This window comes from Burkholderia cepacia complex sp. TUM26381 (genome assembly GCF_057439935.1).
The window spans coordinates 965,828-979,317 of the sequence record NZ_CM172008.1; the positions used below are offsets into that span (position 1 = coordinate 965,828).

Consider the following 13,490-nt stretch of genomic DNA (forward strand, 5'->3'; position numbering starts at 1 on the left):
AAGGAGAGGCATCATGAATCGTCGTCACTGGCTGGTATGGCTGGCCGTCTGCTCGATCGGCACGGTCGCGGGGGCCGCGCAGGCCGCGGACCCGGAAACCGTCAAGATCGGCTTCGCCGGCCCGCTGACGGGGCCGGTCGCGCGCGTCGGCAAGGATCTGCAATACGGCGCGCAGCTCGCACTCGACGAGGAGAACGCGAAGCATCCGACCGTCGGCGGCAAGCCGGTGCGCTTCGTGCTCGACGTGCAGGACGACCAGGCCGATCCGCGCATCGCGATCCAGGTCGCGCAGAAGCTGGTCGACGACGGCGTGGTCGGCGTGATCGGCCACTACAACTCCGGCTGCAGCATTCCGGCGTCGGCCGTCTACAAGCAGGCGAACGTCGCGATGATCACGCCCGGTTCGACCAATCCGCAACTGACGATGCAGGGCTTCAAGAACGTGTTCCGCACGATGGGGCACGACGGCGTCGGCGGCGTGGTGGCCGGCCGCTTCGCGGTCGAACAGCTGAAGGCGAAGCGGATCGGCATCATCGACGATCGCACCGCGTTCGGCCAGGGTCTCGCCGACGCGTTCGAGAAAGGCGTGAAGGACGCGCACGGCAGCATCGTCGGCCGCGAATACACGAACGACAAGGCCGTCGATTTCCGCGGCATCCTGACGACGATGAAGAGCAACAACGTCGACCTGCTGTTCTTCGGCGGGCTCGACGAGCAAGGCGCGATGCTCGTCAAGCAGATGCGCTCGCTCGGCATCCGCGCGCAGCTGTTCGGCGCCGGCGCGTTGAAAAGCAACGCATTCCTGAAGATCGCCGGCAACGCGGGCGAAGGTACGCAGGATCTCGAGCCCGGCCCCGCGCTCGACAAGCTGCCGTCAGCCGTCGCGTTCGCGCAGCGCTACAAGGCGCGCTTCAACCAGGACGTCGAGCTGTATGCGCCGTTCGCGTACGACGCGGCGCTCGCGATGATCGCGGCGGTCCGCAAGGCTGATTCGCTCGATCGCGGCAAGATCGTCGCGAGCCTGCCGGGCGTATCGGTGACCGGCGTGACCGGCAAGATCTCGTTCGACGAGCGCGGCGACCTGATCAAGCCGCCGTACACGCTGTTCCGCGTCGAACAGGGGCAGTGGCACAGCATCCGCACGGTCGGCGGCGCGTCGAACTGATGCCGGGCCGCGCGCCGGCGGGCCACACCGTCAGCGCGCCGCCTGCTGCCGCTGCACCTCCTGCGCTTTCATCTGCAGATACGCGTTCCTTTCCACTTCGTGCAGTTGCTGCGGATACTGTTCGGTCGCGTCGAACCAGCGCGCGAGGCGCTGGTCGAGCGGCTTGTCGAGCGTCGCGAGATACGTGTCGATCGCGAGGTAGTAGCGCATCGTGTTGCGCTCCAGCAGCCCGCGCACGCCGCCGATGTACTGCGGCTGCGCGGCCGATGCGCCGACGTTCGTGAACCCGACCTTGTCGCTGCCGACCGTTGCCAGGTAGGTCTTCATCGCCATCCGGCCGACCGTGCCGAAGCCATACGAATACGTGAGGTGCAGGAACGTGCGCGACCCGCCGGCCGGCACGGCCTCCAGCGCGATCCGGTAGTCCTTCGTGCCCATCGGGCCGCTGTCGGCGGTCAGGTCGACCTGGAAATAGTCGGGCGTCGCGGCCGCCACGCGATAGCGGAATTGCACGCGATAGGTGTCCGACAGCTTCTGCTGGATCTTGCGGCCGAGGTTCACGTCGAGCACCGGGCCGTTGCTGCCGCTCGACGCGTGACAGTACTTCGTGTTCAGGTGCAGGATCAGCACCGCGCACCAGTTCGCCGGGCCCTGCGCAGGATCGTCGAGCTGATCGCTCACGACCGCGAACGGATAATCGACCACCGCGTAGATGTCGCCCTTCAGCGATGACGACGATTCCGCCGATTCGAGGACCACCGGCCGGTGAAACGCGTTGTCCTTCAGTTGCGCGCCGAGGCTGCGATAGCGATCGAGCAACGCGGCCGCGCCGCCCGCACCGTCCGCGCCGAACGACAACGCGCTCCAGCCAAGACACGCAACCGCGACGAGCGCGTGCCACGCGCGGCGGGCACGCCACGTGCCGCGCGGATGTCCGGATGTCTCCATTCTTGTACTCCCTGGCGCGCGATGGCCGCACGCATGTGTCACAGAATACGCCTGCGTGTCGCGCACTGTCGCTATCGGCTCCGCTTCACCGGCATCGGCAACTGCGCGGTGGTGATCCGGATCAATGCCGACAGCCATTCGCGGTCGTCCCAGCGATCGCCGGCGATGACGAGGTGCGGCTTCGCGGCCGGATACGGCGGGGCTTCTTCGCAGGCGCCGAGATACGCGCGCCCTTCCGGGGTCGGCTTGACGAACAGCCGGTCGTCGCAGACGAGCGCGACCATCTTGCCATCGCAATAGATGCCATACTCGCCGAACATCTTGCGGGACGAGACCGTACCGGCCGCCGCGATCTGCTCGACGATGAAATCGACCGTGCTCTGGCTGGATGCCATTCACTGCTCCTTGCGAAAAAAATTATGACCGCCGCGTGCACCGACCGTTCCGTGCCATCGGCCGATGCGTTGCGGCGCGTCATTCATTCGTCGACCGCCAGCCTGTTCCAGCACCGGCCGGGCCGTCCCTGCCAACAATCTCCTGACACACCTGACAGTTACATCGCAACGCGATGAATCGTCCAATAGCGCTTCACAAAAATCCGCCTTCGGTCACGCGTCTGGAGAGAGACGCGGGCCACCTGGCCGCACAATGGTGTGCCACGAAGCATCACGACGAGGAACCCGATGAGCGTACCCGCCCGCTATCCCGCATGGCTCAGGCAAGCCTATGAACCATGCCGGCGCCTCGTTCCCGGCGCGATGCTGAGCGAGTCGATCCCGATCGACGAAGCGGCATTGCGCGTCACGGCGGAGGACATCCTCGCCCCGGACGACGTTCCGTCCGTTCCGCTGGCCGCCTGCGACGGCTATGCGCTGCGTGCGGCCGATACAGCAACCGCCTCTCGCCGGGAACCCGTCGAGCTCGACTGCAAAGTCGGGCTGGGCCAGCTGGCGTCGCGAACGGCCAGCCCGGCTGCCCGCGCGCTCGGCGAACGGCAAGTGGCCAGCATTCCCGCCTACGTCGCGATGCCGGATCACGCCGACACGGTTGCGCCGAACGCCGAGCATCGGTGGATCGACTCGCACACGGGCGCACGCCTGCGGTTTCATGCGCCGCTGGCGGAAGGGCAGCACGTGATCGCCATCGGCAGTGAATTCCGGAAAGGACACGTGCTGCTCGCGAAAGGGATGCGGATCACGCCCGCGCGACAGGCGGCGTTGATAGCGGCAGGTGTGCGCGACGTTGCCGTCACGAGGCGGCCGCGTGTCGGCGTCGTGATCGCCAGTTACGATGTGGCGCCGCCGAGCCACGCGCGCGAACCCTGGCAGCGATTCGACTCGATGGGCCCGTATCTGCGCGCGGTGCTGCGGCAATGGGGTTACGACGTCCCGGTCGTCGAATATCTGCCGTTGCCTTCGACAGATTCGTTGTCGCCCGAGGTGGAGCGCAACGAACGGGCCTTCAGGCAGCAGCTGGTCGAGCTGTCCAGCCGCTACGACCTGATCGTCGGCGCCGGATTGCCGGCGGGTGCGCCATTCGGGATTCGCGGCCTGAATGCGCAGATGATGTATTCGAACAGCCGGGAGACGGTCCAGGTCCGGCAGGTGCCCGGCGAACGCTTCAACGTCGGGCGAAGCGAAGACCGCTCGCCGCCGACGAAGTGGACAGTGAAATCCACGAGGCCGGACGGCTTCGTCTACCGGACGGAGTCGTTCATCCGCTACGACCAGGCCGTGCTGGTCAACCTGCCGGGTCACACGAGCGGCGTCGCCGTACTGCTGCATACGATCGTCCCGCACGTGCTCGACCTGCTGGAGCACATGGCGACGCCGGGGCCGTATTGGGAAACCGCACTGACCGCGCACGACATCGAACCCGATGCCGAAGTCAACGGGATGCGATGGGGCAATCTGTCCGCCACCGAACGCGGCGAATCGCGGGTCCGTCTTCTGCCGTTCCAGGGTGACGGCCCCATCCGCGGCGTGGCCGAAGCCGACGTGCTCGTCGCGATCCCGGCGGGCGTCGATGCACTGCCGGCCGGGACGCCCGTGCTGTTTCTGCGACTGGATGGCACGGGTACGCGCGCGTCGCGCACCGACGTCACGACGGACGACACCGCGACCGTTCCGGCGCAGTCGCCGCAGGCCGCGGCCTCCGCCGCTGCACCGGTTGCCGGCGCCGCTGCGCCTGATGTTCACGATGCATGGAAACGCATCGAACACGCGATCGCCGCCCATCCCGCGAGCTTGCCGGGCGGCCTGAACGGGCCGGCCGACGCTCATGCGATTGCCGAACTCCAAGCCGCGCTGGGTTCGACGCTGCCGGACGACCTGATCGCCAGCCTCCGGTTGCACGACGGGCAAGCCGATCCCGACGCCGTGTTCGCCGAAAGCGATGCGTTGTTGAGCGCGCAGGAGATCGTCGCGCAATGGTCGATCTGGCAGAAACTGGTTGCGTCCGGCGACTTCGACGGCATGTCATCGGAACCCGACGCCGGCATTCGCGACGACTGGTACAACCTCAAGTGGCTTCCGTTCACGCACGACGGCAGCGGCAACCATCTGTGCATCGACCTCGATCCCGCGGCAGGCGGCGTGGCAGGCCAGGTGATCCGCGTGTGGCATGACGACGAGCTGCGCGAACGCGTCGCGTCCAGTTATGCGGAATGGCTCGCGGGCGTGGCCGCGGAGCGCGACGACCGGTCCGGCGATTGACCGGCCGGAAAACACGGGCCGGGGCGCCTTACCGAAGCCGGCAGTCGTCGATCGACTGCTCCGCGCACATGCACTTGTCGAAGCACTCGGCCCGGATGGTGGACATCCCGCGCTTTCGCCTTCGATGCGCTTCGGCCCTTTCGGTGCATCGGCTCTCGAAGGCGTTTTCTCCGTCGTCGCATGACCTGGTTCGGACCTCACGTCAACGCGATTCTCACGGTACGGCCCGATGAGCCGGCGGCGCCGTCAGCGATGCGGCCCGGCCATGCCCGAACGACCAGTCGTCGGCACCGGTCGTGCCGATGATCACCATCACGTCCGCGGGCCGGATACCGGGGCTGTCCGCGAGTCGTTCGACGAGTTTCGCGTAGAACGCCGCTTTACACGCAGGACTGCGCACGCGGCCAGCCGTGATGTGGATCAGGACGAAATCGTCGGTGCGCGGCCCGCCACCGTAGTCCCGGTCATAGACCAGTTCGCCCGGCCGGCACTGCTGAAAGATCTGGAAGCAATCCCCGGCCGGCACCTCGAACGTTTGCTCGAGCGCCTCCTGCAAGCTCCTCGAAATCGCCGCCAACCAGTCGGCGGGCTTACCGTCCAGCAACGCAATTCTCGCGTAAGGCATCGAACACCTCTCCGTTATTCGGGCAGCGCGGCGAGCGCATTGATCGCGGATGCCGCGGCGGGCCAGCCGGCGTAGAACGCGAGGTGGGTGATCAGTTCTCCCAGCTCGCCTTTCGTGACGCCGTTGGCGATGGCTCTCTGCAGGTGTCCGGGCAGTTGCTCGGGACGATAGAGCGCCGTGAGCGCAGCAACGGTGGCAATGCTGCGCTCCCGTGGCGAAAGCTCGGGGCGCTGCCAGACATCGCCAAAGAGCACGTCTTCGCTCAGTTGAGCGAGCTTTGGAGCGAATCGCGTGATTTTTTCCAGATCGGTGGCGGGTTTGGCCATCAGGGCACCTGTGGTGGGGATTGACGGCTTTCAGTCTAGCCAGCCACGCGCATGCTGAATATTTGAAATATCTGCATCAACGATCCTGTTTTTTTGAACGATCGACATCCGCCCGATATTGCCGGATCTGGCCGTGCGCCGTCGTTTCGCAACCGGTGTCGAACCGGCAGCGTTGCCCAGGCGGCGGAACGGCTGAATCGCTCGCCATCGGCCGCCGGCGCGCCACTGAAAAAGCGCGAGGACCACGCGGGTCAGGATGTTCGAAAACGCCCACGGTACGCGCCCGGGCTCAGCCCGACCCGCTCCTTGAACAACCTGCAGAACGAACTCACGTCGCTATAGCCGACCTTGACTGCAACCGCCTCGATACTCAGGTCGCCCGCCTCGAACAGCCCACGGGCCGCCTCGATTCTCAGGCTTTGCAAATAACGCAGCGGCGTCTGATCCAGCGCGGCCTGAAAGCGGCGGATGAGGGTCCGCTCGCTCACGCCGAGTTCGCTCGCGAGCACCGATATCCGCACCTCTTTTGCCATGCTCCTCTGCAACCGGTGCTGGGCGCGATGAACCAGCGAATCGCCATGAACCTTGTCGGCCAGCAATGGGAGATAAGGCGTTTGCCGGGTCTGGCTGACGTCGATGAGCATGGTCTTCGCGCAGAGCGACGCAATCGTCGGCCCCGACAGACGCTCGATGATGTGAATCGTCTGCAGCAGATAGGAAGCCGATGCGCCGGCGCAAATCAGGCGATCGACTTCAGTCAGAACGGGTTCGACCTGAAGATTCACACGGGGAAACCTGGCGCGAAACTGGTCGGCGAGCCACCACGTCGTCGTCGCCGATCGTCCGTCGAGCAGGCCGGTCTTCGCCAGAATGAAGGTGCCGGTGCAGTTTGCCGCGACACAAGCGCCGGCGTTCCATTGCGCGATCAGCCAGTCGCACGCCATCGATTGACTCGCCAGCAGCTTGTCGAACGCCTTGTGCCCGGCGTAGTGCGCACTAGGGACGAACACCAGGTCGAATCGCTGCCGCGGACGAATCGGTTGCGTACTGATCTCCAGACCGTTGCTGGTCCTGACCGGACCGCCATGCTGCGACACGAAATGCCACTCGTAGCGCGCCCCCGCTTCGCCGTTCTGCCGCCTCAGGTGGGAATTCGCAACCTGAAGTATGTCGGCGAATCCCCCCAGGCTGAAGGCATAGCAATTTTCGTAGGCAAGGATGGCCGCGCGGTGCATGTCGGATTTCGCAAAGTGTTTGTCACTTCCGCCAATGTACAGCAGCGCGCGGCGCGACGAAACTTTCGATGCGAAGTCACGTTTCACGCCTGATACCCGCGTTCCAGCCGGTATCCATTGCCCTTTCGTCACGAGGCCAGCTTTCATGAAAGTCCTGATCGTCCACGCGCATCCCGAACCGCAGTCATTCTGCACGGCACTCAAAACCACGGCAGTCGATGTGCTCGGCGACGCCGGGCACGAAGTGGAGGTGTCGGATCTCTATGCCATGGGTTTCAATCCCGTCGCATCCGCCGATGACTTCGGAACACGCGCCAACCCCGACTACTGCGTCTATGCACTCGAGCAGCGCCACGGCGTTGCCGGCGGCACCATCGCCCCGGACATCAAGGACGAACTCGAGAAGCTCATGCGATGCGACTTGCTCATCCTGAACTTTCCGCTGTTCTGGTTCTCGACCCCGGCGATACTCAAGGGCTGGATCGATCGCGTTCTCGTCTCCGGACCCGTTTATGGCGGCATGCGCTTCTACAATCGCGGCGGCCTGCGCGGGAAGCGCGCCGTGGTGAGTCTCACGCTGGGCGGACAGGCTCACATGTTCGCTGACGACGGCGTCCACGGGCCACTCATGGACATGCTGCGGCCGCTGCTGCAAGGCACGCTCGGCTATACCGGGCTCGATGTGCTCGAGCCGTTCGTGGCCTGGCATGTTCCTTATGTCACGCACGACGTGCGACTCGACTATCTGGCAGCCTGGCGAAGCCGCTTGTCGTCGCTCGCGACGGAATCACCGCTTCCATTCCCGAGTCTCGATGACTTCGACGAACGTTTGCATCCGGTCACCGGCGCAACCCCGGCGATCGAAACACGCCAGGTAGCGCGCGTGAAGATGTGAACGGGCGAAAATGACGCTTCCCGTGCGACATTCGCCAGATGCTCGACGACCAGCTCTTTTTGCATGTCGACCTCCGGCGGATCCGCGCGAAACGGTGCGCGCGCATGGCAGAAAGTGCGGGAGAAATGACCTTGCGACAGGCCGCGCGCGGCGCGATGCTACAGGCCGCTCATGCCTTCGAGGGATCGTGATGGCCTCCACGCCGTTCATCGTCGTATTCGCATTGTTCGATCACGTCACGCAGCTCGATTTCACCGGGCCGGACGAAGTGTTCTGGCGCCTTCCGGGCGCACAAATTCACCGCGCTTCCGTTCGCGGCGGATCGATTCGCGCGGACAGCGGCCTCGCCGTTGCGGAGGTCGGGCGGCTCGCCGACATCGCGCATGCCGATCTCGTCTGCGTGCCGGGCGGGCTCGGCGTGATCGACGCGATCGCCGACGATGCGTTCGTCCGCGAGGTGCGCCGGCTCGCGCAGGATGCGCGCTATGTGACGTCGGTGTGCAGCGGGTCGCTGGTGCTCGGCGCGGCCGGGTTGCTGCGAGGACGACGGGCGGCCTGCCACTGGGCGTGGCGCGACCTGCTGCCGCCGTTCGGTGCGATCGTCGACGAAGGGCGCGTGGTGCGCGACGGCAGGATCGTCACGGGCGGCGGCGTGACCGCCGGCATCGACATGGCGCTCGCGGTGATGGCCGACGTCGCAGGGGCGGAATACGCACAGGCGGTGCAGCTCGGCATCGAATATGCGCCGGAGCCGCCGTTCGACTGCGGGCGCCCCGAACTTGCCGCCCAGGATGTGCTCGCTTCCGTCTGCGCGCTGTTCGAGCGCGTACGGCCCGATCGTCATGCGGTCGTCGCGCGTGCGGCGCAGCAACTCGCGCAACGGGACGGATGCGGATGCGCGGCATGCCGCTAAAGCGGTGGCCGCCTGCCGCGCGCGACGCCGCTACTTGTCCGCAGCAAACGCACTCGACATCTGCCGCGCGCGCTTCACGTCGTCGCCATGCAGGTAAATCGATGTCGTCGAAATCGACGCATGCCGCAGGTTGTCGCGCACGGTCGTCAACTCGGCCCCGCGTGCAAGCGCGTGCGTCGCATGCGTATGCCGCATCCAGTGCGGGCTCGCCTGGCGCAGCTTCTGCGCCAGCGCCGGGTTGTCGGCATCGACGGCATCGGCCGTCTGCGCAAAAAACCGCTGCATCACCTTCCACAACCGCACGCTCGTGATCGCGGCCGCATCGTCTTCCGCGAGGCTCGGAATCAGCGGCGTATCGGGCCGCCAGCGCGCGGGCGTCACCGGCAACCGTCGCGCGACCAGATAGCGATCGAGCGCCGTACGCGCAAGCGGCGGCATCGCGACACGCGCGGCCTTGCTGCCCTTGCCGATCACCTTCAGCCACGCGTCGCCGTGCGCATCCGTCTCGATGCCGCCGAGCGTCGCGCCGACCAGCTCGCTCGCGCGCAGCCCGGTCGCATAGCCGAAATCGAGAATGAAGCGCAGCCGTTGCGCGGCGCCCGGCGTCCAGCCCGACTGCGGCGCGCCGGCCGGTGTGCGCCTCCGGAATTCGAGACCGTCGGCGATCGTGCGGACCAGCAGCCACTCGCCTTCGGTAAATGCATGCGACGTGTCGAGTGCGTTCGCGCCGCGCGTATCGCGCACCTTCACGCCCGCGAACGGATTCGCGAGCAGGTAGCGCTGCTCGATCAGCCAGCGGAACAGTGCACCGAGCACCGACAGCGTGTACGCCGCCGAGCGCGCGGACAGCGCGCCCGAGAACGGCCGCCAGTCGGGCGCGCCGCGCGGCCGCACCGGCCCGACCCAGCGCTCGTGCGGCGTCGGGCGCCGGATGAACGCGCGATACGCGACCGCATCCTCGGTCGTCAGCGACGACAGCGCGCGGCCGCGCTCGACGATCGCCCACAGTATCAGCCGCTCCGCTTCCTTGCGGTATGCGCGCCGCGTCGCGGCCGATTCGTGCAGCGACAGCCATGCGTGCACGGCCGCGTAGTCGTTGTCCGCGTCGAGCGTGCTGGTCGCGCGCGGCGCGCGGAACGTGCCGGCCGAGCCGTCGACCTCGTGCGGCAGCTTCAGCTGTTCCCACGGCACGATGCTGCCGCGCGGCGTCGCGGCGATCAGCGCGCGCGCCCGTTCGGTCAGGTCCGGGTGCGCGGCGAAGAAGGCCTCGATGCGCCGCGCGCTGGCCACGCCGAGGCCCGCGATCGCGCTCCACCACTGGCGCCGGCGCGGAATGCGCACCGTCAGGTCGGCCAGCGTCGCGATGCCATGCGCGCGCAGCGCGCCGACCGCGCGGGCGGGCAGCCACAGGCCGACGTCGTCGCTGATCTGCGGGACCGGTGCCCGCGCATGACGCAGCAGGCCGATCGCTTCGGTTGCGGCCTTCGCCTCCCGCAAACGCTCACCGTCGGCATGCCCGAGCCGTTCCGCGAGTTCGGGCCGACCGGCCTGCCGCGCGACGCGCACGAGGCGGCGGCGAATCGCGCCGATCACGCCGCGCGCCGATCGCCCGTCGCCCAGGCGATCGGGCAAGTAGCGCTCGACGGCCTGGCGCACGGTCATGCCCGCATACCACGCGCGCAGCGCGGCCAGTTCGTCGGCGTCGGGAAAGCCTGCGGGCGCAGGCGCGGAATCGGGGGAAAGCGGTGAAATGAGGCGCGGTTTCATGGGCGCCAGTTTGACAGAAGCGCGCGCGGCCGGATACGTCGTGCGCGCCTGCAGAGGGAAGCGACGCACTGACGCGATCCCGAGCCTTCCGGCATCGCGCCCGCGCATCGATCGCGCCCCGTCAGCCCGTGACCGGCGTGCGCCGCACTTCCGACAGGTAGATGAGGATCAACGACACCCACACGATCCCGTACAGGAACATGAAGCAGGTCGTGCGCACGCGCAGCAGGTCGAGCAGCACGCCGAACAGAATCGGCAGCAGGAAGCCGCCGAGCCCGCCCGCGAGCCCGACGATGCAGGTGACGACGCCCATGTTGTCCGCGAAGTCGTCGGCGACGTACTTGAAGGTCGACGCCATCCCGAGCGCGAACACCGCGCCGAGCACGAAGGTCAGCGCGACGAAACCGGCCACCGGCATCGACACGTTCAGCGTCGCGGTGCCGTCGATCGTGTGGATCACGAAGTCGGTCGCCGGGTACGACAACAGGAACAACGCGATCCACGCGACCCACAGCCCCCACCACGTGACCGCATGCGCGCCGAAGCGGTCGGACAGCGCGCCGCCGAGCGCGCGCAGCACGGAGCCCGGCAGCGAGAAGCCGGCCGCGAACGCGGAAGCCATCACGAGCGACATCCCGTACTCGCTCTTCAGGTACTGCGGAATCCACAGCGACAGCGCCGTGAAGCCGCCAAACGTGATCGAGTAGTACTGGCAGAGCCGCCACACGCGCGGGTCGCGCAGCACCTTGAACGCGTCGAGCATCGACCCGCCGCGCTTGCCCGCGCCCGGATCGGGCGCCGACGCGAACCAGAAGATCAGCGCCGTGACGAGCAGCGCGACCGCGTAGATGCGCGGCACGACGCGCCAGCCGTACGCATCGAGCAGCAGCGGCGTGACGAACAAGTTGACGGCCGCGCCGGCCGTGCCCGCGCCGAACACGCCCATCGCGAGCCCGCGCCGCTGCGGCGGGAAGAAGCGCGCGACATACGGCGTGCCGACCGCGAACGACGCGCCGACGCAGCCGAGGAACAGCCCGATCAGCAGGAACTGCCACAGCTGCGTCGCGTAGCTGACGACATAGACGGGCACCGCGCACACGACGAGCAGCACCGTCATCACGATGCGGCCGCCGAAGCGGTCGGTCCACGTGCCGAGCGGCAAGCGCATCAGCGCGCCGGTCAGCACCGGCGTCGACGTGAGCAGCCCGAACTCCGTGCTGTTCAGCCCGAGGTCGGTGCGCAGCTGTACGCCGAGCACGCCGAACATCATCCACACGACGAAACACACCATGAACGCGAGCGTGCTCGCGGCCAGCACCGACCACGCGCGCAGCGGGACGGCCGGCGCGTTCACGACCGGCCCGGCATTACCTTGTTGAATTGCCATACGCAAGACTCCGTTACTGGACCAGCGGCCCGTTCGCGCCGTCGAATTCGACGCCTTCGACGCGCGCATCGCCCGCGAGAATCGCCACGTACTGCCGCATCGCCCGCTGCCGCACGCGTTCCGACAGGTACGCGGCGATCTGGCCGGCGGCTTCGTCGAACGGCACCGCGTCGCCCTCCACGCGACGCTCGATGCGCACGATGTGGAAGCCGAAGCGCGTGTTGACGAGTTTCGGCAGCACGCCGATGCCGTCGGTATCGAACAGCGCGGCCTCGAATTCCGGCACCGTATCGCCGCGCAGCAGTTGCCCGAGGCTGCCGCCGACTTCCGCCGACGGGCAGTTCGACGACGCGCGCGCGACCGCTTCGAACGTCCCGGGCGCGGCCACGACATCGGCGAGCGCCCGTTCCGCGCGCTGCCGCAGCGGCGCGAGCGGCACGCGATCCGTCATCGCGAACAGCACGTGGCTCGCATAGACGATGTCGTTGCGGCGAAAGCGCGCCGGGTGCTGCGCGTAATAGCGCTCGCAATCCGCGCGATCGGGTTCGGGCACGTGCGTCAGTTCGCGTTCGAGCAACGCGTCGACGGCCGCGTCGTCGAGCGGTGCCCCCTCGTCGAGCAGCGAGAGCGATATCGCGCGCTGCCGCAGCAGCTCGCGCACCGCGAGCGCGCGCCGTGCCGCGTCGAGCGGATCGGGCGTCTCGCCGTGATGCGCGGCCTCGGCCGCGATCGCAGCGTCGTCGATCGTGATGCCGTTGATGCGCAAGACGACCGGTGCATCGGAGAGAACGTCGTTCATGCGGCCTCCTCAGCGCTTGCGCACGAGCTGGTACGGGCGGATCAGGTACGCGACCGACGCGATCCCGCTCCAGATATGCACCATCCGCGTGAACGGCGACACGAGGAAGATCGTGAAGCCGAGCAGGATGTGCAGCCGGTACGTCAGCGGCACGCCGACGAGCAGGCTCGCGATATCCGGCCGGAACGTGACGACGCCCTTCACGTAATCGGTCAACTGTTCGAACATCGCGCCGTCCATGTGCCGCGTCGACAGCACGACGGTGCCGAGCCCGAGCGCAAGCTGCACCCACAGCATCAGCACGATCAGGATGTCGGACCGGCGGCTGTTGCGACGGATGCGCGGATCGCCCAGGCGACGCCAGATCAGGATCGTGAGCCCGACGATCGCCGCGACGCCGGCCGCGCCGCCCGCCACCATCGCGACGAGCTGATGCCCGGACGCCGACAGGAATGGCGACACGAGCCAGTGCGGCGCCAGAAAGCCGCCGAAGTGACCGAGCACGACGACCAGCACACCCCAGTGAAACAGGTTGCTGCCGAGCCGCAGCATGCCGTGGCGCAACAGCTGCGACGAATCGCTTTTCCACGTGTACTGCTCGCGGTCGAAGCGGATCAGGCTGCCGACCAGCAAGACGGCGAGGCAGATGTACGGGTAGATCCCGAACAGGAACTGATGCAAGTAAGCGTTCATGTCTTTCCCCAGTTGGGCCCGCG

At 67.2% G+C, this 13,490-nt stretch carries 14 protein-coding genes; 5 read left to right on the forward strand and 9 right to left on the reverse strand.

The genetic code is table 11. The features are described from left to right. Positions 1 to 13 precede the first annotated feature (13 nt). Entirely contained in the window at positions 14 to 1,165 is a 1,152-nt protein-coding gene (locus ACWMMN_RS36205; RefSeq protein ID WP_059242078.1) for a branched-chain amino acid ABC transporter substrate-binding protein, read from the forward strand. Positions 1,166 to 1,195: 30 nt separating this feature from the next. On the opposite strand, the gene ACWMMN_RS36210 is transcribed toward ACWMMN_RS36205, so the two are convergent. Both ACWMMN_RS36210 and ACWMMN_RS36215 read right to left on the reverse strand, forming a co-directional pair. Next, positions 1,196 to 2,113, reverse strand: coding sequence for a hypothetical protein (locus tag ACWMMN_RS36210; RefSeq protein ID WP_059242079.1), 918 nt, complete (start codon positions 2,111 to 2,113; stop codon positions 1,196 to 1,198). 71 nt (positions 2,114 to 2,184) lie between these two features. After that, the gene (locus ACWMMN_RS36215; protein WP_256087503.1) at positions 2,185 to 2,508 is read right to left on the reverse strand and encodes a TfoX/Sxy family protein; all 324 of its coding nucleotides are present in this window, start codon (positions 2,506 to 2,508) and stop codon (positions 2,185 to 2,187) included. Positions 2,509 to 2,796: 288 nt separating this feature from the next. Here ACWMMN_RS36215 and ACWMMN_RS36220 point away from each other — a divergent pair, with 288 nt between their 5' ends. Beyond that, positions 2,797 to 4,827 (forward strand): SMI1/KNR4 family protein, encoded by a 2,031-nt coding sequence (locus ACWMMN_RS36220; protein WP_486424218.1) that lies wholly within the window; start codon positions 2,797 to 2,799, stop codon positions 4,825 to 4,827. Between the two features lie 214 nt (positions 4,828 to 5,041). Here the strand turns inward: ACWMMN_RS36220 and ACWMMN_RS36225 are convergent, their stop codons facing one another. From ACWMMN_RS36225 to ACWMMN_RS36235, 3 genes are all read right to left on the reverse strand, one after another. After that, the gene (locus tag ACWMMN_RS36225; protein WP_059242085.1) at positions 5,042 to 5,452 is read right to left on the reverse strand and encodes a tautomerase family protein; all 411 of its coding nucleotides are present in this window, start codon (positions 5,450 to 5,452) and stop codon (positions 5,042 to 5,044) included. A 14-nt stretch (positions 5,453 to 5,466) separates the two neighbouring features. Then, entirely contained in the window at positions 5,467 to 5,778 is a 312-nt protein-coding gene (locus ACWMMN_RS36230; RefSeq protein ID WP_059242087.1) for a carboxymuconolactone decarboxylase family protein, read from the reverse strand. A gap of 251 nt (positions 5,779 to 6,029) precedes the next feature. Beyond that, a complete protein-coding gene (locus ACWMMN_RS36235; protein WP_230950503.1) occupies positions 6,030 to 7,160 on the reverse strand; it encodes a GlxA family transcriptional regulator in 1,131 nt (376 codons plus the stop codon). Between ACWMMN_RS36235 and ACWMMN_RS36240 the strand changes: the two genes are divergently transcribed. Genes ACWMMN_RS36240 through ACWMMN_RS36250 form a run of 3 tightly spaced genes read left to right on the forward strand, consistent with a single transcriptional unit; the run spans position 7,159 to position 8,821 of the window. Beyond that, positions 7,159 to 7,908, forward strand: a complete 750-nt coding sequence (locus ACWMMN_RS36240) for an NAD(P)H-dependent oxidoreductase (protein ID WP_059242091.1) — start codon at positions 7,159 to 7,161, stop codon at positions 7,906 to 7,908. The two genes, ACWMMN_RS36235 and ACWMMN_RS36240, sit on opposite strands and share 2 nt — an antisense overlap. Positions 7,909 to 7,946: 38 nt before the next feature. Then, positions 7,947 to 8,099 (forward strand): hypothetical protein, encoded by a 153-nt coding sequence (locus ACWMMN_RS36245; protein ID WP_155627361.1) that lies wholly within the window; start codon positions 7,947 to 7,949, stop codon positions 8,097 to 8,099. Continuing rightward, a complete protein-coding gene (locus ACWMMN_RS36250) occupies positions 8,099 to 8,821 on the forward strand; it encodes a DJ-1/PfpI family protein (protein WP_486424493.1) in 723 nt (240 codons plus the stop codon). Before ACWMMN_RS36245 ends, ACWMMN_RS36250 begins: the two co-directional genes overlap by 1 nt. 30 nt (positions 8,822 to 8,851) lie before the next feature. Here ACWMMN_RS36250 and ACWMMN_RS36255 read toward each other — a convergent pair whose 3' ends face one another. The 4 genes from ACWMMN_RS36255 to narI form a co-directional block, all read right to left on the reverse strand. Next, the gene (locus ACWMMN_RS36255) at positions 8,852 to 10,588 is read right to left on the reverse strand and encodes a phage integrase family protein (protein WP_486424219.1); all 1,737 of its coding nucleotides are present in this window, start codon (positions 10,586 to 10,588) and stop codon (positions 8,852 to 8,854) included. Between the two features lie 121 nt (positions 10,589 to 10,709). Beyond that, positions 10,710 to 11,975 carry an MFS transporter gene (locus ACWMMN_RS36260; RefSeq protein WP_486424220.1) on the reverse strand — a complete coding sequence of 422 codons (1,266 nt, stop codon included), beginning with the start codon at positions 11,973 to 11,975 and terminating at the stop codon, positions 10,710 to 10,712. A gap of 13 nt (positions 11,976 to 11,988) precedes the next feature. Further along, positions 11,989 to 12,774 carry a peptidylprolyl isomerase gene (locus ACWMMN_RS36265; RefSeq protein WP_486424221.1) on the reverse strand — a complete coding sequence of 262 codons (786 nt, stop codon included), beginning with the start codon at positions 12,772 to 12,774 and terminating at the stop codon, positions 11,989 to 11,991. A gap of 9 nt (positions 12,775 to 12,783) precedes the next feature. Next, the gene (narI, locus tag ACWMMN_RS36270) at positions 12,784 to 13,467 is read right to left on the reverse strand and encodes a respiratory nitrate reductase subunit gamma (protein WP_059242102.1); all 684 of its coding nucleotides are present in this window, start codon (positions 13,465 to 13,467) and stop codon (positions 12,784 to 12,786) included. Positions 13,468 to 13,490 lie beyond the last annotated feature (23 nt).